Source organism: Rhizohabitans arisaemae (assembly GCF_025996515.1).
GTDB classification, from domain to species: Bacteria; Actinomycetota; Actinomycetes; order Streptosporangiales; family Streptosporangiaceae; genus Rhizohabitans; species Rhizohabitans arisaemae.
Window position 1 is genome coordinate 419,327 of record NZ_BLRH01000029.1, and the last position, 18,708, is coordinate 438,034.

Below are 18,708 nucleotides of genomic sequence, written 5' to 3' on the forward strand. Positions count from 1 at the left end.
CGCGAGGGGAGCACGGCATGCCGACGATCATTGACATCTCATGGACGATCAACGGCGACGCGCCCGTGTATCCCGGCGACGCACCCCCCGCCCTGCGGGAGGTCGCGAGCATCGAAGCCGGATCACCCTATGCGCTCACCCAGATCGAGCGGATGAGCGCCCACGTCCTCACCCACATCGACGCCCCCGCCCACTTCATCCACGGGGCCCCGACCCTCGACGACATCCCCCTCAGCCGGTTTCAGGGGCCCGCGGTCGTCGTGGACGTCGCGGGCGACACGGTCACGGCCGGCGACGTTCCCGAAGGGGTATCCGGGAAGAACGTGTTGTTCCGGACGGCGAACTCCCACATCGGGGAGAAAGAGCCCTACCGGGAGACGTATGTCCACGTCAGTGCCGAGGCCGCGCGGTTGCTGGTGCGGCGCGGCGTCAATCTGGTGGGGATCGACTACCTCAGCGTGGATGCCGCCGTCGACGACGACTTCAGCACGCATCGCACTCTTCTCGGGGCCGGCGTGCTGATTCTGGAGGGTCTGCGCCTCGCCCATGTGCCGAGTGGGGACTACACCCTGTGGGCGGTGCCGCTCAAGCTCGCGAACGCGGACGGGGCGCCCACCCGGGCCGTGCTCGTGGAGGGGTGACAGGGGCGTCGTCGTCATAGGAGGTCGAAATGCCTGCTCGCCTCCTCGACGAGCAGCGCCAGGCGGGAAGCCAGCTCACGCGGAAACCGGGCCTCATGGTGGAACGCGATCACTCGTTTCCGGTCGGCGGACGTCTCCACGTAGACGAGTTTTCCCGGAGGTAGTTCTTCGGCGGCAACCAGGATGTGGTCGATCTCGATGGGTTCCTCGGCGAGGTCGTCCGGAGGACGCCGGCATGCGTTCCGGACCGTGTGGTTCGAGAACTCTTCGCTGAGCTGGCGAGCGTATTCCTCGTCGATTTCACTCTCGTGGACCGTGATAAGAACGGTATTGTTGCCGGGATTGTTGACGAGACGAGGTCCTTCCGCATCGCAACGATAGCGGGGGTCGCTCGAACGTTCTATGCGGATACAGTACATACCTGCCCCTTGTCATACCTGCCCTGTGATGGTCAGCCGAAGTGGCTTCGCTTTTCGCGAGCACCCACGTCGTATCGGCAGGTATATATTAGGTATATCAGGTGATCAGGAGTTCTCCCGCGAGTTCTGGGAAAGCTTCCGTCGACTTGCCAGCCCTTCGACGAGGATGCGCACCGCAGCCAGATCCTCTTCATTCAGCTGGGTCCACAGCACCCATTCACCCGCCTCGGCGATGTCCACGGTGACGTGGTAGTCCAGCCATTGAATCGCAGCCAGTCGTTTCAGTTCCTCCACCGGCATGCTCAATCCCTTGGCCAGGGCACGGAGCCGGGCCGGGGTCGGGGCGTTGGCCAGGCGGTCGTGTGCGAGAGCGTTGATCCAGCGAAAGTCGAGCCGGGTTCCGGTCTCCTCGTCGACCGAACTCTCCGCGAGCTGGCGGTAGGACACTCCGCCGAGACACGCCTCCCGGACAAGGTTGGACAGCGCTGGAGAAGGCTCTCCCGGACGGTTAGTCAAGATCACTCTCTCGGGGTTTGGCGCGTCGCGAAGTCGCGACGCTTTCTGTCATCTTAGTCGACAGGCGGTAAGTTGCTTTGTCTTGTTCGTGCCCTTATATACGATTTATAGTAATATTCCGTTCTGGAAACGTAAGACGAAGTGCGATAGTGTGTCGCCGTATAGCGACAAACGAAGCGTTGCCGGTCTTGGAGGTCTTATTACGGGGGCGGTCCGAGTCTTCAGCCTGACTCGGGCCCCAGGCTTGGCGTCAAAGGGGAACAGGCTCGGGCATGCGGATGAACCCTCAACTGGAGGCGAACCGCGGTCGGTACCGCCCACTGATCGGGCGGATGCATGAATCTCAGAGTGAAGTGCTTGCGGGTCGTGGCCGTTTTGGGGGCGGTTACGTGACGTGGACTACTTCCAGGAAGTGTTCCAACTTGGTCAGGGCGTCCGAGTTGAATACGTCACCTCGTGAGACGACATTCTCAGATCACACTTGTCTACTGGCGTGAAATAGGCTTCAGGCCCGTTGTTCCCTGATGCTTGCTGCCGATATTGCCGTTCAAGGCCAGGCACGGTGTCAAAAAAGGGGAAAAGTGTGGATTTTCGCGTCCTCGGCAGCCTTGAGGCGAGCGAAGGGGATCAGTGTATCGAACTCGTGGGTGGCCGAATTCGTGCATTCCTAGCGGCACTACTTATTCGATCGGGTAAGCCGGTCACACTCGACTTCCTCAGCAGGTACCTGTGGGACAGACCTCCGCCCTCGGCGAAGGCCAACCTCCGCGGCTACGCCTACGCGCTGCGTCGCGCGCTGGGATCGGTCACTCCCAACGCGAGTTACCGGCTGGAAACCCTCCGCGGCGGCTACCGGCTGTCGATCTCTCCCGACGAACTCGACGTCCTCCGATTCGAGCAACTGGCCGGTGACGGCGAACGGCACTTCGCCCGAGGCAACATCACCGCCGCCAGCGCGTCCTTCAACCAGGCGCTGGAACTGTGGCGCGGCCGGCCGCTGGAGAACGCGCGGGGAAGCCAGCTGCTCGAAGCCGACATCGCCTGGCTGGAGGAGCAGCATCTCGCGGTGGCCGAACGCAGCCTGGATATCTGGATCTCGGTCGGCCTGTACGGTAAGGCCGTCGCGGAACTCCGTCGGATGATCATCAAATTCCCGCTGAACGAGCGCCTCTGGGTACGTCTCATGCACACGCTCCACCAATCGGGGCGGCGTGCCGACGCCCTCGCCACCTACGGCAAGGTCCGGGCGCACCTCATCAACACGGTGGGCGTCGAACCCGGCCCTGAGCTGAGGCAGGCCCATCAGGCGATTCTCGTCTGCGACGCGAGATAACGGGCTCGGCCGCCGCATCGTCGACGGCTCGTCGCCACGGCGGCTCACCGTAACCGCGGTGTCGAACCGCGCACCATCGCGGTTCGACACCGGCCGAGGGCCGCCCCGATTCCGGGCCGTCGACGGCCCGGACCGGCTCGCACGGCCGCGGGGACGCTCGGGGACACCGGCGGCCCCGCGGTCTTGTCGACCCCACGCTCGGGTCCGGGCCACAGTCGGAAGGTCGGGTACGGCGTGCGCCGGAGGTCGGCCTTCCGGATCGTCCCGGTGATCGCCGGGTCCGGCCGGCGGTCGCCGCCGCGGGGATTTCGCGGTTCGGGATGGTGGCCGCCGCAGGCCGTACCGGATCGGCTTGGAGGGCGGGGCACCGGCGTTAGGGATTCGTAGGAAAACGATGTGGAGCACCCAACCAGGACGATCCCCGAGTATTGGATTGTGAACCGGCGAGTCTGTGCGCCGCGAGTCCTTGGAGAGAGGAGACGTGTTGATCGAAACGTCGGGGGAGGCGTTGACCGGGGTGATGGTCGTCGAGGTGCCGCAGTGGCAGGGTTCCTTCTCGGAGACGGCGCCTCGGTTGCGCGAGGGGGCCGCGAGGCTGGCGGCGATGATCCCCGCGGCGGAGCGGGTACGGGTCGACGTCGGTCCCACCCTCGCAGAGACCGCCGAGCGGACGCGTACCGTGCTCTCGTGTGTGCGTGATCGCTTTGTCGTCACCGTGGGCGGAGGCTGTGGGGTGGCCCTCAGTCCGGTCGCCGAGGCACTGCGCCGGTACGGTGACCGGCTCGCGGTGGTGTGGTGTGACGCACACGGTGATCTGAACACGCCTGACTCATCCCCATCCGGCTCCTTTGACGGCATGGTGGTCCGCACGCTCCTCGGCGACGGTCTGCCGGAGCTCGTTCCCGATCGGACGCTCAGCCCGGGACAGGTGGTTTTCGCCGGGACACGAGCTCTTGACCCGGCGGAGCATTCCTACGCAGGACACCATCAGCTGCATATGCCGGATTTGTCGGATTTGGTGGAGGAAGTGGGGAAGACAGCGGCAGAGGCGGTCCATCTTCATATCGATCTCGATGTTCTCGATCCTCGGCGCTTCTCCGAGGTCGGTGCCCCCGAACCGGGTGGAGTGCCGCCGGAGGAGTTCATCGCGCGGATCGCGGCGCTCGCCGAACGATTCGAGATCGTTGGGCTCAGTCTCGCCGGATACCGGCCGGTTCAGCTAGGGGAAAACGCGCTGCTCGCCACGTTCGTCCCGGAGCTGGTGCGGATCTGCCGCGCGTCAAGCGCCCGCCAGATCGAGCTTCGCGCGGCCCGAGCCTGGCCCGCCCCGGTGATCCGGGAACATCGCGGCTGGCTGTTCCGGTGTACTCCGGGGGTCTCCCGAAAGCGGAGCAACTCGGCTCTCCCGCCTCTTCAGCCCGCCCTGGAGCTCGACGCGGTCGGGAGTTTCTATCGCGATCGGGGTATGCCTTCTCAGGTCCAGGTGAGCCCGGCGGAACACCATCGGGAGCTGGACGCGCTTCTGGAGGCCCGGGGTTACCGGCTTGGCGGTGAGACCGTGGTGCTCAAGGCGGCGACCGACACCGTCATCGCCGCCACGGCCGCCACGCTGACGGCCGACGTCGCCGACGACCCGCACCGCTGGCTTGACGCCTTTGCCGAGCTCGACGGGAGCACCGACGCCTTTCTCGTCGGGCAGGAGATCATCTCCCGTATCCCCGCTCCGGTCGCCTTTCTCAGCGTCGTCCGGGACGGTCGGGTCGACGGGCTTGGGCTGTTCGCTGCGGATTCGGGGTGGGCAGGAGTGTTCTGTATGGTCACCCGGCCGGAGGCCCGGCGTCGGGGTGTGGCGACCACACTGCTCGGCGCGGGGGCGCGCTGGGCGTCCACCCAGGGGATCCAGCGGATGTATCTCCAGGTGGAGAAGGACAACGAGGCCGCTCGTCGGCTCTACGCCGGAATCGGTTTCACGCACTCACACAGCTACCACTACCGAACCCGCCCCTGACCTGGACGGCACATCCGCAAATCCACCGGCTTCGTGCGAGCGACGGCCGGGTTATCAGGCTGGATTCGGCTGTCATCTATTACGTCTGACTAATAGGAGTTAAATCCTCGGATCGGGTGTTATTTCCAGAGTCTTATAGCGACGGCGTGAACTCTGTGGGCGGAGGATATTCCTGCTATCCCGGCATATAGTGGAAACCGGGATGAACTACGGGGTTTCTGAGTTCCTGACGTTTGCCGTTCTGTAGACGGGCTGTGGGTGATCTCGATGGGGATGCCAGGAAAACTGCCGCTATTTCCGGGTGTAGCGGTGGTGCTGGAGCTTATCCAAAAGGTCAGTAAGAGGCCGCCCTTCTTCGACCGGAGGGATAAGGGGGAGATCCGTGGAGATCAAGCACTGCCCTTGATCTGTCTCAAACGGAGCCTCAATCAGCCGGACTTCCTGGGCCACCTGAGCAGCCTTCTCAATCAGGTCGATAGGCCGCAGATCATGCATATCCGGATCGACGTCGACAAGGTCCATGAGGCTGCCCAAGGCCAGCGGGAAGAGGACCGCGATCGGCTCGACTCCGCAGGGGACACCGCTTCCGATGCGCCCCCACCGGCGAGCCCGCCCTTGCTGCCGCTCCTGGACGAGCTGTGCAACCGGCTCTCCGAAGATCGCTTCGGCACCTGGCGTATCGCCCGATTTCATCACTACCGCCTGGCATCCTTTCTGACCAGGGTCTCCCTTCGGGACTCGCAGACTCGGGACCAGCACCTGCGCATCGTGGACGCACTGAAGGCATGGGTGAGGAACTCTGACGCGAGCAACTCATCGGAGCCCGGCCCGGGGGTGGAGCAACTAATCCCGGACGTCACGATCCGGACATCCCTGAGCGCTTTCGGGATGGCGCTGTCGCTGCTCCTTCGCCTGAGGAGGACCTGGGTTCCAGGACTCGGCCGTAGGCCCCGATGGTTTATGAACCAGATATTCATGGTTCCGCAGCATTCCACCAGCTTTCTGGGGTTCGCCGAACGGTTGACCAGGAACCAGCGTGACCATGAGAACGAGACCGAAGTGAAGGCTCTGCTTACCCATGCGTTCCTGGAGGATCTGCGTTCCGTCTACCGCCGGTTTCACCGGGGTCTGCCGCGAAGGCAGGGCTGGCGCCGCACCTCATACGTGATGGTTCTCCTGGACAACGTGTCCGCCGGGAACGGTGGCTGGGAGCTGCTCGAACTCATCAACACCGTTCGTAACAGGACCGGTGAACCCGACCCGCTTTTGATCATCGCGGCGAGCCAGGAGCAGCCACCATCGATGAGAAAGGCCAGGCCGGTCAAGGCGACCCAGGCGTTGGATGCCCTGGAGAACTGGCGCCAGGCTCTCCCGAGTAGCCGCCAGTCACTCGCCCGCGACGCCAGGTATCTACTCATCAGGCTCCCCGGGACGGTCTCCCCCAAAGGGGTGGGCCTCCCGGCCGACGCGGGGATCTGGACGCGGAAGGATGGGTTCCGGCCACGAAAGCCGCACTTTCTCACCAGGCGAGGGGTTCTGGAGCTGGCAGTGGTGGTCGCAATCACACCCGTGCTGCTGCTCGGCGCCGTTGACATCAAGAATCACTATGAGGCGGGCTGCTCGATTTCCGGCTTGTTCGCCGGTCCATTTTCCGACGCCCTGAACGTTGAGGCGTACATGGTTGAGGTGGGGAACACGCAATGCGTCGGATTCAGCCGTGACGCTCGACAGATCTTCACCTCCGGCGACGACAGTGCGGGCGGATCGAGTGAGCGCGTGCGGAGGCTACAGCGCGCGATCTTCGAGCAGAACGACACGGCGTCGAGGCTCCACGCGCTCAAACCCGAGCGAGCGATCGTGGGCATTGTCTATATGTCAGGGTTCTCGCATCGGGAGGCCGATCCCGATACCGATGAGGCGGTGGCCGAGGAACTGGAAGGTTTCCTTCTCCGGCAGCAAGAGCAGAACACTCAACGCCAGACCGGGCCGCTGCTCCAGATCACCGTGGCCAACGGCGCGGAGAAGATGGCCGCCGCGGAGCATGTCGTACGGCGAATGTTCGCCCCGTTGCTCGCCGATCCTACGATCTTGGGAGTGGTCGGCTTCAACAGGACGGTTCAGCAGACCAGAGACGCGATTCGCCTGCTGGGTGGACAAGGCATGATGGCCGTCGGCACAACCCTGACCGGGGAAGGCCTTGCGACGGATTCCCAACTCTATTTTCAGCTTGTTCCACCAAACGAGCGTCAGGCGTTGCTGATAGCGAACTATGCGCAGTATCGCAACAAGAAGATGGTGCGACTTTATCATCCGCCTCTTGATGCGGAAGATGTTTATGTGCGGACTCTGGTTGAACAGATCAGGCGGAAACTCTCGGATACAAAAATCGCGGTGAATGAATTTGTTTTCCCCAAAGGCTCCGGGGCGGTGCCGTCTCTCTGCGCCAAGGCCATGGATCACAATGACGAGCTGGTGTTCTACGCGGGCCGGGAGGAGACGTTCGGCGAGTTTCTCGTCAACATCGCCGGCGGTTGCCACGATCCCCGGCGGCTGCCGACCATAGTCGCGGCGGACGCGGTGTCCAGGTTCATCGCGCAGAACCGCAACCGGGTCCAGCCCGGACTCCCCGGCATACCGGTCTCCTATGTCGGGATGGGGAGTCTGGTCGTCCTGGCGGGTCAGGACTGTCTTCTCGGCAGGTCCAATGCAAAGCTGCTAGCCGGCTCTCAGGTTGATACCTTCTGCAAAGGCCTTTCCAAGCTCAGAAATGAGATCGGATATGAGCAGAAGGCACCCTGGGTCGGGGAGAGGGTTGGGGGGACCTACGATGCGGCGGGCATGTTCATCCAGGCGGCCAAGTCACTCGCCGACGGCTCCGGAATACATCGGGCCGCAGTGGGGCAATGGTTCCGCGAGAACCCCTTCCGAGGTGTGACCGGTCTGATTGACTTTCGGGCCTCACGCATAGGGTTCACCAGGAACATCGCTATCCTAAACATATCCAACATTCGAGACCTGGCCACTCAACCGGTCTGTGACTATCTCATCGGCGACCTTTACGAAAAGGACCAGGAACGTTCCGAGAATGGATGTCCCTAACCCCGCGCCAATCTCCGGGCACCCTTGCTGATCGTCTTCTTCCGGTGTGGTCCGGGCTCCAGCCGTGTCCACAACCATGTTTCCGGTAAGCGCCCACCGGCTCTAAGAGAAGATCATTGCCTCTGGCATCCTGCCCATGCGGCTGGGCAGGATGCTGAGCGGGCCTGACGTCCTGGCGTCATCCGGGGAACCGGCCGGACCGTTCACACGGCTCGTCCCCTCGGGGATGCGCCGTGTGCCCGCCCGAGGACTCCCGGACGGGCACACGGGAGGCGGTCACGCGTCGTCGTCGGATACCCGCGAGGCGTCCTTGCAGTTGGTGTCGGAGCTGCTGAGCACCGGCAGGGCGCCGCCGCAGGTGCTCACCGGAGCGGACACGGGCTCGACGATCTCGTCGTTGAACACGATCACATCGCCGATGAGCGGCGGGTTCTTCGCCGGCCCCGGACCTTCGGCGTGGGCGGGGGCGGCCAGAAACAGCAACGCCGCCATGGCGAAGCCGACCCCGACGATGCCTCTGGCCATCGCTCGGCACGGACGGCTGCGCCGGATCGCCGCTAGGCGGCCACCCTGTCCTGCGACACATTCGTCGGATCGGCTGCCGCGCTCTGGTTCGAGGACGGTTTGGGGAGCGTTCCCTGCATGATCCGATCGATCACGGCAAGCGCAACGGCCGAGGCGATGAAGGTCACATGGATCAGTGTTTTCCACAGAAGTTCCCTATCGGTGACAGCGGGACGGCCCGCGTTGATGAAGATCTGGAGAAGGTGGATGGAGGAGATACCGATGATCGCCATAGCCAGCTTGACCTTGAGCACGTTGGCGTTGACATGGGAGAGCCACTGGGGCTGGTCGGGATGGCCTTCGATGCGCAGCCGTGAGACGAAGGTCTCGTAGCCGCCGACAATCACCATGATCAGCAAATTGGAGATCATCACCACGTCCACCAGGCCGAGCACGATCAGCATGATCGTGGTCTCCGGCGCGGCCCCGCCGAAACCGAGCGTGACGAGGTGCTTCAGCTCCGCCATGAACCGCCATACGTACACGACCTGTGCGGCGATGAGCCCGAAGTAGAGCGGTGCCTGGATCCACCGGCTGAGGAACATGATGTAGCCGAGGCGTTTCACCGATCCCTGCAGTCCGGTGGGCGCGCTGGTGGCGACGGACAGTATCTTCACCATCGTCACGACGTGAGGAGGCTTATCGACAGTCGGTCGATCAATGAGTGCACGCTGATCGTCGTATGGCCTCCGCCGCCGCTTGCGGCCTGGGAAGGGACACTGGCGAGCAGGGCGACCGCGGCCAGCGCGAGGACCATGATGACAAAGGCTCGGGCGTTCATCGGATCTCCTAGTGACGTTGAGTGTCCATGGGGTGGCGCGGCGTTTCCGCCGCGCCAGTGCTAGTACGGTGCGAGGTTTTTCACGGTCCGAAGCAGTGCAGGGCCTCGGTCGGCACGGCCAGGTGGGCCGGATCGACGGCCGTGGTCAGACCGGTCGCGGTCTCGACCAGGCACAAGGTGGTCGCGATGGGGTCGACCGCGTGGGCGGCGGGGGCGGCGGCCAGTAGACCTAAGATCGTGACCGTGACGGCGATGAGCAGGCGAGCGGTTTGGCGCACGTCAACCTCCTGGGTAGGTAACGAACAGCTCCTTGTTAGCTACCCAGAGTAATTGATTGGTAACGATGCGTTCTGGAAAAGATAATGTCGGTACCGATCGGAGATCTTGTCACCGCGTCTCGGGCGGCTTGGAGCAACGCGGATCCGTCCCGCCGGCGCTTAATAGACTCCCTTGCGGTGCAATTCCCGGAGGACGAGGTCGGCGGCGGAGATCGGGGAGCGAAAGCCGTACAACTCCAGAAGTCGGTCTGTGACTTCGCGGTGAGCTCAGAGCCTGATCAGGCGGCGTTCGACCGCGCCGGCCACGGCGGCGGTACGCGTCTCCACGCCGAGCTTGCCGTAGATGTGCACGAGGTGGGTCTTGACCGTGGCCTCGGAGATGAAGAGCCGGGCGGCGATCTCCCGATTGCCGCTCCCTTGGGCGAGCAGCTCCAAGATTTCGATCTCGCGCGTCGTCAGCACGGGTCCGGGGTCGCGCATCCGGCGCATCATCCGCGTCGCGACCGCCGGTGACAGCGCCGTCTCCCCCCTGGCCGCCGCCCACACGGCTGCGAAGAGCTCATCCGGCGGGCAGGCCTTGAGCAGATAGCCGATCGCGCCCGCCTCGACGGCCCGTGCGATGTCGGCGTCGCTGTCGTAGGTGGTCAGCACCAGTACCGCGGGCGGCTCCGGGAGGGCGAGCACCCGCCGTGTGGCCTCGACACCGTCGATGCCGTCGCCGAGCTGGAGATCCATGAGCACCACATCGGGCCGCTTGAGGCCGATCAGCCGAACCGCCTCGGCGCCGGTGGCCGCCTCTCCCACGATCTCCAGGCCGGCCTCACCGCCCAGCAGGGCGCTCACACCCGCCCGCACCACGGGGTGGTCGTCGACCAGGAAGATCTTCACCGGCCCTCCTCGGACGGGTGGCCACCGCTCTCCACCGGTAGCGATGCCGCCAGAACCGTGCCCTCCCCCGGGGCGCTCTCGATCACCAGTCGCCCGTTCACCTGCGCCAGCCGATCGCGCATGGCCCGCAGGCCGTACCCTCTGCCGTCGGCGGGCGTCGTCGCCCCCGGATCGAACCCCGAGCCGTCGTCGTGGATGTCGAGGGTGACCTGGTCCGGCAGATAGGACAGGGTGACCGTCGCCCGCCGTGCCGCCGCATGGTCGCACACATTGGCCAGTGCACCCTGCGCCACGCGGAACAGCACCGCTTCCGCGGCCGAATCCAACGGACGTGGGTCGCCCTCTCGGCGGAACCGTACCCGGAGGTCACCCGCGGCACCCACGTCGGCGCAGAGTGCGGTCAGGGCGTCGGGCAACGGCACCTGGTCGAGTCCGGAGGGCCGCAGGTCGCGGATGAAGCGCCGGGCGTCCTCCAGGCTCTCCTCGGCGATGTCCCGCGCCCGGCGCACGTGAGCGCGGGCGTGCTCCGGCGAGGTCTCCCAGCCCCGCTCGGCGGCGTGCAGCAGCATGCCCATGCTGGACAGCCCCTGGGCCAGGGTGTCGTGGATTTCGCGAGCCAGACGCTCGCGCTCTTCCAGTACGCCCGTCCGGCGGAGCTCATGAAAGATCACCACGCTCATGGCGGCGATGGCTATCGGGGCGAGCACCAGGCTCGGCTCGACGACGTCGGTGATGCGGATCTGGGCCACGATGACCGCGAGGGTGAGAAAGGCGGAGGCGGCCACCGCCGCCCGCTGCGGGAGCAGACGCAGGCAGACGAAGAAGAGCGGAACCGCGCACCAGCTGAACGACGGGGCCAGTACGACCAGGATCAGCCAGCAAACGAGCACTGCGCCGAGCCAGCCGAGGCGGCCTTTCCGGCCGAGGGGCTCCCACAGGAGGACGCCGATCGCGTACCCGAGGCCGAGCAGTGCGGACAGCGACAGAGAGACGATCGTCTGGGCGGTCATCTCGTGCCGGACGACGAGCCGGGACGCGGATGCGGCGAGCAGCAGGAAGAAGCCCGCGTGCATGGCGCGGTTCAGCCATACGCGTTCCCCCACGTACGCCCCTTCTTCGGCCTTTCGCGGATGTCGTACGGCTTCCGCGGCTCTCCGGTCAACCGCTCTGCGTGGTGGCGCACTGTGCTCCGCCGCTCACCACCGCGTCAACGCTACCCGTCCGAGGCCGGTGCTCCATCAACCGATCGGTTGATGTCGGTTTCAGTGGTTTTCTGGATGGGCTCCTGCCCACAGCGCGGCATCTTGGAATCATCCAAGCCATTCTCACCTGGAGAAAAGCCGTGAAGAAGATGTTCTCAGGCCGCCCCCGTATCGCCGTCGGCACTCTCGCCGTTCTCGCCGTCGTCGGCGGGGCGGCCGTGGCCGTACCGGCACTCGCCGCGCCGTCGTCCGCCGAGCAGACGACGGCCCCCGCGGTGAAGCGGCAGGGCGTCACCCAAACCCAGGTGCTCAGCGCCGAAACCGCACTGAAGATCGCAGACGCCGTGATGCGCGAGGCGGCCAGGGAGAAGCAGCGGGTGACGGTCGCCATCGTGGACCGCTCCGGTGCCACCCGTCTCATCCTGAAGGGCGACGGGGCCGGGCCGCAGACCGAGGAGTCGGCCAAGCGCAAGGCGTTCACGGCGGTGTCGTTCGGGCGGCCAACCAGTGAGCTGGGCAAGGGCATCGGCGGCGGTGGACCCAGCATTGCCGACATTCCGGGCACGCTTATGCTGGCCGGTGGCATCCCTGTCGCCGTGAACGGCAGTCCGATCGCGGGAATCGGCGTCGGCGGGGCGCCAAGCGGCGACATCGACGAGCGGCTCGCCCAGGCTGGATTGCGCGCTGCGGGGCAGCTCGGCTAGGGGGTGAGATGGAAAGACGCACGTTACTGTTTTCCATGCTCGCCGTGACGGTGGGCGCCTGCGCGGGGCCGGACCGCACCGGGGCCACTGTCCCTTCCGGCACGGGTTCGGCTTCGGGCTCGAGTGGTGTCGGCGCCGGTACCGACCGCAAAGGAACGGAAATGCTCAACGATCGACTGCTGAAAGCCGCCGCCTCCGGTGACGCCGTGACGGTCCGGGAGGCCATCACGGGCGGAGCCGAACCGGACGTCCGCGACGGGATCCGGCGCACCCCTCTGCTGCTGGCCGCGGCCGGCGATCACGTCGAGGTGGCGAAGATCCTCGTAGCCGCAGGCGCCGATCCCAACGCGCCGGACGACAGAAGCGACACACCTTGGCTGGTCACCGGCGTGACCGGGAGCGTGGCCATGCTCAAGGTGCTGCTGCCCGCCAAGCCGGACCTGACCATCAGAAACCGTTACGGCGGCATCTCGCTCATCCCCGCCTGTGAGCGTGGGCACGTGGACTACGTGCGCGAAGTGCTCAAGACCGATATCAAGGTCGACCACGTCAACAACCTCGGCTGGACCGGCCTGCTGGAAGCCGTCATCCTCGGCGACGGCTCCAAGCGCTACCAGGAGATCGTCTCGCTGCTCGTCTCGGCGGGCGCCGATGTCAACCTGGCGGACAGCCAGGGGGTCACACCGCTCGGGCACGCGCGGGAGAAGGGATACGACGAGATTGCCGCGCTCCTCCGCGCAGCTGGGGGCCGCTGAGCGGCCCGGGAGGCTTGTCACCGCTTCGGTTCCGCCCGCCGCCGCACCGGTCCGGTTGCCGATAATGGTCGAGGTGTAAGGCGGTTCGGACATTTCCGCTCGTCACCTTGGATAGCGTCAAAGCCATGCGGCTTCATGTGGGATGCGCGATGTGGACTCATGCGCCATGGCAGAAGCGATATCTCCCTCATCCGCTTCCTCCCGGCGAGCGGCTGCGGGCCTACGCGTCGTGGTGCAACGCGGTGGAAGGAAACACAACGTTCTACGCCACGCCTACAAGGAGCACCGTCGAGACGTGGGCCCGGCAGACCGGCCCCGACTTTCGCTTCGTGGTCAAGTTGCCGAAGCCGATCACGCACGAGCGTCGCCTGTCAAATGTCGACGAGGAACTCCGGTCGTTCCTGGAGGCGATCGAACCGCTGGGGGAGCGAACCGCCGCGCTCTGGGTGCAACTGCCGGGGTCGTTCGCGCCGGCCGATCTCGGCACCCTGGCGGGGTTCCTGCGCCGGCTTCCCCGTACCCACAGGTACGCCGTCGAGGTCCGCCACCGCGCGTTCTTCGAGGACGCCCGGTCCGAGCGGCTGCTGGAAAGGGTGCTCGCCGCCGTCGGCGCCGAATGGGTCCCCTTCGACACCACAACCCTCTTCCGTAGTCCGCCGACCAGTGACGCCGAACGGGACGCGTGGATGAAGAAGCCACGTGTGCCGCGCCGGTCGTCCGCTCTCACCGACCGTCCGATCATTCGCTACCTCGGCCGGGACGCGACGGAGCAGACGATCGAGGGCTGGAGCCTGTGGATCGACAAGGTCGTCGAATGGTTGCGCGAAGGCCGCTCACCGACCGTGTTCGTGCACACTCCCGACAACGCCGACGCGCTGATGCTCGCCCGCCGCTTTCATGACGAGGTACGGGCCCGGCTGCCGGAGGTCGAGCCGCTGCCCGAGCCCATGCCCAACGAGCCGTTGACCCTGTTCTGAGTGCGGTCGAACCCGGATACGCCCGGCTGATGGGACGCGACACGGGAGGTGAGCCGTACGGAACCGGGTTCCGTACGGCTCCTCCGCCGGTGGCGAGGGTGCGGGGTCGAACTCAACGGGCGAAGACCACGATGTTGTCGCGGTAGCTTCTCTTCCTCTTGTCGAAGACGCCGCCGCAGGTGATCAGGCGCAACTGCGGTGTCTTGGTCGGGCCGTACACCGTGCCGTCGGGGACGCGGTTCTTCGCGTAGCGCGCGAGCTTGCTGACCTTGAAGGTGACGGTGGTGCCGTCGGCCCGGTCCACGTGGATCTTGTCGCCGGGACGCAACTGGCGCAGCCGGTAGAACACCGCAGGTCCCGTCTTGGAGTCGACATGTCCGGCGATGACCGACGCGCCACGTTCACCCGGCTCCGGACCCTTGCGATTCCAGCCGGCGAGGTCATAGCGCTTGGGGGCGACGAGCTTGCCGCCGACGTCCAGTTTCAGGGGAATGACCCTGGTGGTGAGGCCGATCGAGGGAACCCGCAGGCGCACCGGGTCGGCTACCTGCCCGTTCCAGGTGCCGCCCGCGCCGGTCTCGACACCGCCCCGGGGAACCCGACGATCGTCATCGTCATCGCCCCCGTCGTCATCATCATCGTCGTCATCGGGGTCGTCGGCTTGAACTGCCGCGCTGAGCTGAGGGGCGCCGGTCGGTCCGGCGGCCTGACCGGCAGCCGCCTGCGGTACGCCGAAGGCGCCGATGCCGAGAATGACCGCGAGAGCGATCAGCATGCGCCGCCGTACTGTCAGAGCCATATGGCCCTCCTGCATGTCATTCCACAGCCGATCTGCGGATGAAATCAGGATGTAAAGGGCGGATGATGTCGTAATGAGGTACTGGTGAGAGGTGTCTCATACCTTCGGCACGGACTCTCGCCAGGGCCGGCCCAGTGCTGCTCGCGCCTGCCAGGAAGTGCTCACCAGGCGTTTACCTAGATCAACCCAACGGGCGACTGCATAAGGCCATCGACTGACTACTTTAGGTGCCCGACCGATTGGATGATCGGTCCGGCGCTCGCTCCGAGGCGCCGTAAACGGAAGGACATACAGTCCGTGCGCAAACACCTGCTCGTCAGCGTGGCAGTCGCCGTCGCGACCGCCACCGCGCTCACGGCGTCGTCGTCATCGGCCCATGCGGCAGCCCCGGACGAGGGCGCCTACAAGATCAAGGTCCTTCACTCGCAGAAGTGCCTGGACGTGGCGAGCTCCCCCGCGGGAGCGGGGGCGACGATCGTGCAGAACACCTGTGCCGGCAAGAACACCCAGCGCTTCACCCTCGTCAAGGTCCTCGACCACGAGCCGTTCTACCGCATCAAGACCGCTGCGGGACTGTGCTGGACCCGTGACGGGGCCGAGAAGACCAACGACCTCGTCATCAGGCAGCAGACCTGCACCACCGACTTCCGCCAGCTCTTCCGGATCCACGCTCTCCACAAGTTCGACGACGTCGAGTACCAGGCCGTCTACACCACCCGCCACCCTGCTCTGGTCGACAAGTGTCTCCACGTCTACGCCGTCGACTACAGCGATAATGTCGACCTCATCACCTATGACTGCAACGACCCGAGCACCGGCTACAAGAACGACGCCTTCACCTTCGTGCCCGCCTGATCGCCACGACCCGTCAGAGGTGAGCACGGGGCCGATGCCCGGGTCCCGCTCATGCCGACGACGGTGAACATCGAGCCCCTGGGGATCTCGACGATGTCGGTCAGACCCTCGCCGAGCCTCGGATCATTCCGAGGCTCGGCGCTACTTATGGCCGCATAGTGGCCACGCCGCGCCGCTGTACGCCACTGGACACACCAGGAAGCCCGTGACCGGCGTCTCCTCTGGCCACCCGCTATGGCCCGGGGCATCTCGTCTCCCGCTCGATCACCGCCTCAAAGCCGTGCATCTTGGTCACCGTCCGGGTGTCGAGGCTGCGTTGTCCGCCTCCGAGTAGTAGTCGGCAAGCCTGCTTTCGACCTGGTCGTTCATGAGGTCCCAGAAGGAACGGAAACGGATGGCCCCCGGCCACCAGCTCGCCAGGTGCCAGGCTTCCCATTCGCCTTCGGGAGTGGTGACCCGTGGGTTGAGAAGGTACTGGCCGTCATCGAAATGACCGATGAGGAGCGTGTCCGGCAAGTACTCGGAGCGGAAATGAAGAGCTGGGTCCTGGCCGTCGCCATACGTGAAGTACTCCTCGTCGGGTACGTGGGCGAGGTCATCCCAGGGCTCGGCCGCGTGCGGGTCCAGATCCCGCAACCAGCCGATTTCGCCAACCGGTAGCAGGGTCTCCCCGCCCCATCCGTTGGCGGAACTCAGAAATGCCCGGTAGCTCGGCGGGAACCTGACACCGAGACGTTCTTCAACCTGTGCGATCTCGGCTTCGCTCGCGCCGGACGGGATGGGCTGGTTGACCTGCCCGAGGAGATCGGACCAAGAAGAACGAGAAGCATCGGAAGCGCTCATGACGGGGACCTTAATGGTCACGACCGATGCTTCATCCGATATGCGGCAGGCCGGTCCCGCCTAGGTAGTGCTCGATCCGCATCCGCATCGAGCGGTCCATCTTGAGCGAGCCGATCTCATCGCGCGGCATCCAACGAACCTCGCGCGACTCGCCACTCGGCGTTGGCTCTCCGGAGATCAAGCGGCCCGTCAAGAGTAGGGAGAATTCCTGCCGGGCTTCGCCGTCGGAGGTGTAGAGGATCACGTGCCGGGGGTCGCTGTAGGTGCCCACAAGCCCGGTGATCTCGCACGTGATCCCGGTTTCCTCAAAGGTTTCACGTACGGCTGCCGCCGGAATCGACTCCCCCAGGTCGATGGCCCCGCCGGGAACGGCCCAGTTGCCGTTGTCGCTGCGCCGGATCATCAGTAGGTCCCCGGCCTGGTTGGTCACGATGACGTTGACCGAGGGGACGAGGCTGTTCGGTTGCGGGGCGTCCGGGTCGTCGTAGTAGTCGATGCGACGGCTCACAGCAGGCTCTCCCCTTCCCCACCACGCTCGGTGTAGGTGCCGACCATGTCCTCACCATGCACCATCCGAAGGCGGAAGACAGGCACGTTCCCGGCTTGAATGCCTACATGCGGGTGACTTGCCGTCCCCGGTCACCTTCGGCCCCGACTTTCGACAGCCGGACCCATGGCATGGATTCAGCGCTCGACGGCGGCGCGAAAGGCGGGTAAGAACTTTGCGAGCTCGGCGGCACGAAAATTGGCGCCGAGCAGGAAACCCACTGTGCCGTTGTCGGCCCAGGCGCACGAGCCCGTCTCACTCTCGCCGACGATGAACCCGATACAGCGGGCATAGCCGCCGAACGACCCCGTGGCGACGGTGAACTCGCGGCTCAGTGAAAAGCCTCGCGCAATTTTCTCGAGCATGCGATCGGCGGTCGGCACCTGCTGGTCCTCCCGGATAATCACGTCGTAACCGGTGAAGGTGAGGTTCCTGGTAAACGGCCAGCCTTTGGCCTTCTTGATCTCCTCGTATCGTGCCTGGACCACGTCCTGCACGGTGACATCCGGGCCATGGGGGTGCTCGGCCAGTAGTTCGTGGCGCTCGTTGAAGTGCCACATGGCGCTAAGGCGCACGGTCCCCACCTTCTGCGGTGGTGGGAGCACCAGACGGTGCACCTTGCCGGTGGGCGTGGGTGTCGCGGAGCCGCCACTCTTGACGGCCCCACCTGATGATGACGGTGTGTTTGCGGCACACGCCGAAAGAGAGCTCAAGGCGAGCACCACCACCATCCCGGCGACCCAGCGGTGGCTGCTCGAAGGTGCCCGGCCCGGGCGCGGCACTCGCTGAGATGAATGTGAAGCCAGGCGCACAGCCACGGATTCTTCATCAAGCGACACTCTTGCCCCACTTCTCACGTTGGCTTCGGGTACGCGGCTCGCCATGAAGTTAGAGGACGGCGACGGATATCGACTTGTAGATCACTTGCGTCGGGTCGGCACAGCGGCAGCGCCGGTGATGTTCAGGCACGACGTCGTGGTGGCCGGCCCAGCCGACCGAGGGTGGTCCTCAACGGCGACAAAGACGACCAGGACACCAGGTGGTCGGCACGCGGTGGAGGGTTGAGCGGGGAATGGCACCACGGTGGGCGGCGAGACCAGACCATGACCGTCGTGTTTGTCTCGCGAATGCTGAGCCACGACTACACCTGGCGGCATGTGATGTCGCCGATAGGGCTGCACCGACCCCGAGGTCAGAGGCTCAGCAGCCGGTACGAACTGTGCCCTCGGCATGATTCGAACATGCGACACCCGCTTTAGGAGAGCGGTGCTCTATCCCCTGAGCTACGAGGGCAGGGAACTGCGGACAAGCTTAGCGAAACAAGGGTACTCGTTGGGCTCTCCCGGCGACACCTCGGGCTCGGTTGCCGTGGTCACCTAGGTCTAGCCAGGGGTAAAGGCCCGGTAAGTGCTTTCGCCGGGGCGTGGATCCCGCCGTACAGTCACCGAACGTGATCGGTGGGCGACGCATGAGGGTTCGGGCGCGGGGTACCGTGCGGC

20 protein-coding genes and 1 tRNA gene are annotated in these 18,708 nt (G+C 65.3%); 8 read left to right on the forward strand and 13 right to left on the reverse strand.

All coding sequences use genetic code 11. The features are described 5' to 3' along the window. Positions 1–17 precede the first annotated feature (17 nt). A complete protein-coding gene (locus RUR_RS13410; RefSeq protein WP_283135339.1) occupies positions 18–641 on the forward strand; it encodes a cyclase family protein in 624 nt (207 codons plus the stop codon). Positions 642–655: 14 nt separating this feature from the next. Here the strand turns inward: RUR_RS13410 and RUR_RS13415 are convergent, their stop codons facing one another. Both RUR_RS13415 and RUR_RS13420 read right to left on the reverse strand, forming a co-directional pair. Beyond that, positions 656–1,060: a hypothetical protein gene (locus RUR_RS13415; RefSeq protein WP_283135340.1), complete on the reverse strand. Its 405-nt coding sequence runs from the start codon at positions 1,058–1,060 to the stop codon at positions 656–658. Positions 1,061–1,165: 105 nt separating this feature from the next. Then, positions 1,166–1,576: a hypothetical protein gene (locus tag RUR_RS13420; RefSeq protein WP_283135341.1), complete on the reverse strand. Its 411-nt coding sequence runs from the start codon at positions 1,574–1,576 to the stop codon at positions 1,166–1,168. 583 nt (positions 1,577–2,159) lie between these two features. Here RUR_RS13420 and RUR_RS13425 point away from each other — a divergent pair. From RUR_RS13425 to RUR_RS13435, 3 genes are all read left to right on the forward strand, one after another. Beyond that, positions 2,160–2,909: an AfsR/SARP family transcriptional regulator gene (locus RUR_RS13425; RefSeq protein ID WP_283135342.1), complete on the forward strand. Its 750-nt coding sequence runs from the start codon at positions 2,160–2,162 to the stop codon at positions 2,907–2,909. Between the two features lie 481 nt (positions 2,910–3,390). After that, complete coding sequence (locus RUR_RS13430; RefSeq protein ID WP_283135343.1) at positions 3,391–4,917, forward strand: GNAT family N-acetyltransferase; 1,527 nt, start codon at positions 3,391–3,393, stop codon at positions 4,915–4,917. Positions 4,918–5,175: 258 nt separating this feature from the next. After that, positions 5,176–8,016 (forward strand): type 1 periplasmic-binding domain-containing protein, encoded by a 2,841-nt coding sequence (locus tag RUR_RS13435; RefSeq protein WP_283135344.1) that lies wholly within the window; start codon positions 5,176–5,178, stop codon positions 8,014–8,016. Positions 8,017–8,292: 276 nt separating this feature from the next. Here the strand turns inward: RUR_RS13435 and RUR_RS13440 are convergent, their stop codons facing one another. The 6 genes from RUR_RS13440 to RUR_RS13465 all read right to left on the reverse strand — a co-directional run bounded on the left by RUR_RS13440 (position 8,293) and on the right by RUR_RS13465 (position 11,630). Beyond that, entirely contained in the window at positions 8,293–8,541 is a 249-nt protein-coding gene (locus tag RUR_RS13440) for a hypothetical protein (protein WP_283135345.1), read from the reverse strand. A gap of 32 nt (positions 8,542–8,573) precedes the next feature. Further along, on the reverse strand, positions 8,574–9,200 hold the full coding sequence (locus tag RUR_RS13445) for a TIGR00645 family protein (RefSeq protein WP_283135701.1): 627 nt from the start codon (positions 9,198–9,200) through the stop codon (positions 8,574–8,576). 2 nt (positions 9,201–9,202) lie between these two features. Continuing rightward, entirely contained in the window at positions 9,203–9,361 is a 159-nt protein-coding gene (locus RUR_RS13450) for a hypothetical protein (RefSeq protein WP_283135346.1), read from the reverse strand. A gap of 80 nt (positions 9,362–9,441) precedes the next feature. After that, positions 9,442–9,639, reverse strand: coding sequence for a hypothetical protein (locus RUR_RS13455; protein ID WP_283135347.1), 198 nt, complete (start codon positions 9,637–9,639; stop codon positions 9,442–9,444). Between the two features lie 267 nt (positions 9,640–9,906). Further along, complete coding sequence (locus RUR_RS13460; protein ID WP_283135348.1) at positions 9,907–10,527, reverse strand: response regulator; 621 nt, start codon at positions 10,525–10,527, stop codon at positions 9,907–9,909. Continuing rightward, positions 10,524–11,630, reverse strand: a complete 1,107-nt coding sequence (locus tag RUR_RS13465) for a sensor histidine kinase (protein WP_283135349.1) — start codon at positions 11,628–11,630, stop codon at positions 10,524–10,526. The genes RUR_RS13460 and RUR_RS13465 overlap by 4 nt, the downstream gene beginning before the upstream one ends. Positions 11,631–11,878: 248 nt before the next feature. Between RUR_RS13465 and RUR_RS13470 the strand changes: the two genes are divergently transcribed. The 3 genes from RUR_RS13470 to RUR_RS13480 all read left to right on the forward strand — a co-directional run bounded on the left by RUR_RS13470 (position 11,879) and on the right by RUR_RS13480 (position 14,165). Beyond that, positions 11,879–12,433: a GlcG/HbpS family heme-binding protein gene (locus tag RUR_RS13470; RefSeq protein ID WP_283135702.1), complete on the forward strand. Its 555-nt coding sequence runs from the start codon at positions 11,879–11,881 to the stop codon at positions 12,431–12,433. Between the two features lie 161 nt (positions 12,434–12,594). Continuing rightward, positions 12,595–13,188, forward strand: coding sequence for an ankyrin repeat domain-containing protein (locus RUR_RS13475; protein ID WP_283135350.1), 594 nt, complete (start codon positions 12,595–12,597; stop codon positions 13,186–13,188). A gap of 125 nt (positions 13,189–13,313) precedes the next feature. Beyond that, entirely contained in the window at positions 13,314–14,165 is an 852-nt protein-coding gene (locus RUR_RS13480; protein WP_487250716.1) for a DUF72 domain-containing protein, read from the forward strand. A 112-nt stretch (positions 14,166–14,277) separates the two neighbouring features. On the opposite strand, the gene RUR_RS13485 is transcribed toward RUR_RS13480, so the two are convergent. Continuing rightward, positions 14,278–14,940, reverse strand: a complete 663-nt coding sequence (locus tag RUR_RS13485; protein ID WP_283135351.1) for a class F sortase — start codon at positions 14,938–14,940, stop codon at positions 14,278–14,280. A gap of 321 nt (positions 14,941–15,261) precedes the next feature. Here RUR_RS13485 and RUR_RS13490 point away from each other — a divergent pair, with 321 nt between their 5' ends. Continuing rightward, positions 15,262–15,819, forward strand: a complete 558-nt coding sequence (locus tag RUR_RS13490) for an RICIN domain-containing protein (RefSeq protein WP_283135352.1) — start codon at positions 15,262–15,264, stop codon at positions 15,817–15,819. Between the two features lie 291 nt (positions 15,820–16,110). On the opposite strand, the gene RUR_RS13495 is transcribed toward RUR_RS13490, so the two are convergent. The 4 genes from RUR_RS13495 to RUR_RS13510 form a co-directional block, all read right to left on the reverse strand. Then, the gene (locus RUR_RS13495) at positions 16,111–16,662 is read right to left on the reverse strand and encodes an SMI1/KNR4 family protein (RefSeq protein WP_283135353.1); all 552 of its coding nucleotides are present in this window, start codon (positions 16,660–16,662) and stop codon (positions 16,111–16,113) included. A gap of 31 nt (positions 16,663–16,693) precedes the next feature. After that, the gene (locus tag RUR_RS13500) at positions 16,694–17,170 is read right to left on the reverse strand and encodes an NUDIX hydrolase (protein ID WP_283135354.1); all 477 of its coding nucleotides are present in this window, start codon (positions 17,168–17,170) and stop codon (positions 16,694–16,696) included. 176 nt (positions 17,171–17,346) lie between these two features. Further along, a complete protein-coding gene (locus tag RUR_RS13505) occupies positions 17,347–17,784 on the reverse strand; it encodes a hypothetical protein (RefSeq protein WP_283135355.1) in 438 nt (145 codons plus the stop codon). Positions 17,785–18,429: 645 nt separating this feature from the next. Beyond that, positions 18,430–18,502, reverse strand: a tRNA-Arg gene (locus RUR_RS13510). Between the last annotated feature and the right edge of the window lie 206 nt (positions 18,503–18,708).

Bases quoted from the DNA above. Each gene is read 5' to 3' on its own strand.
- RUR_RS13410 (WP_283135339.1), top strand. From the start codon at position 18: ATGCCGACGATCATTGACATCTCATGGACGATCAACGGCGACGCGCCC.
- RUR_RS13415 (WP_283135340.1), bottom strand. From the start codon at position 1,060: ATGTACTGTATCCGCATAGAACGTTCGAGCGACCCCCGCTATCGTTGC.
- RUR_RS13440 (WP_283135345.1), bottom strand. From the start codon at position 8,541: ATGGCCAGAGGCATCGTCGGGGTCGGCTTCGCCATGGCGGCGTTGCTG.
- RUR_RS13445 (WP_283135701.1), bottom strand. From the start codon at position 9,200: ATGGTGAAGATACTGTCCGTCGCCACCAGCGCGCCCACCGGACTGCAG.
- RUR_RS13450 (WP_283135346.1), bottom strand. From the start codon at position 9,361: ATGAACGCCCGAGCCTTTGTCATCATGGTCCTCGCGCTGGCCGCGGTC.
- RUR_RS13470 (WP_283135702.1), top strand. From the start codon at position 11,879: ATGTTCTCAGGCCGCCCCCGTATCGCCGTCGGCACTCTCGCCGTTCTC.
- RUR_RS13475 (WP_283135350.1), top strand. From the start codon at position 12,595: ATGCTCAACGATCGACTGCTGAAAGCCGCCGCCTCCGGTGACGCCGTG.
- RUR_RS13480 (WP_487250716.1), top strand. From the start codon at position 13,314: ATGCGGCTTCATGTGGGATGCGCGATGTGGACTCATGCGCCATGGCAG.
- RUR_RS13485 (WP_283135351.1), bottom strand. From the start codon at position 14,940: ATGCTGATCGCTCTCGCGGTCATTCTCGGCATCGGCGCCTTCGGCGTA.
- RUR_RS13495 (WP_283135353.1), bottom strand. From the start codon at position 16,662: ATGAGCGCTTCCGATGCTTCTCGTTCTTCTTGGTCCGATCTCCTCGGG.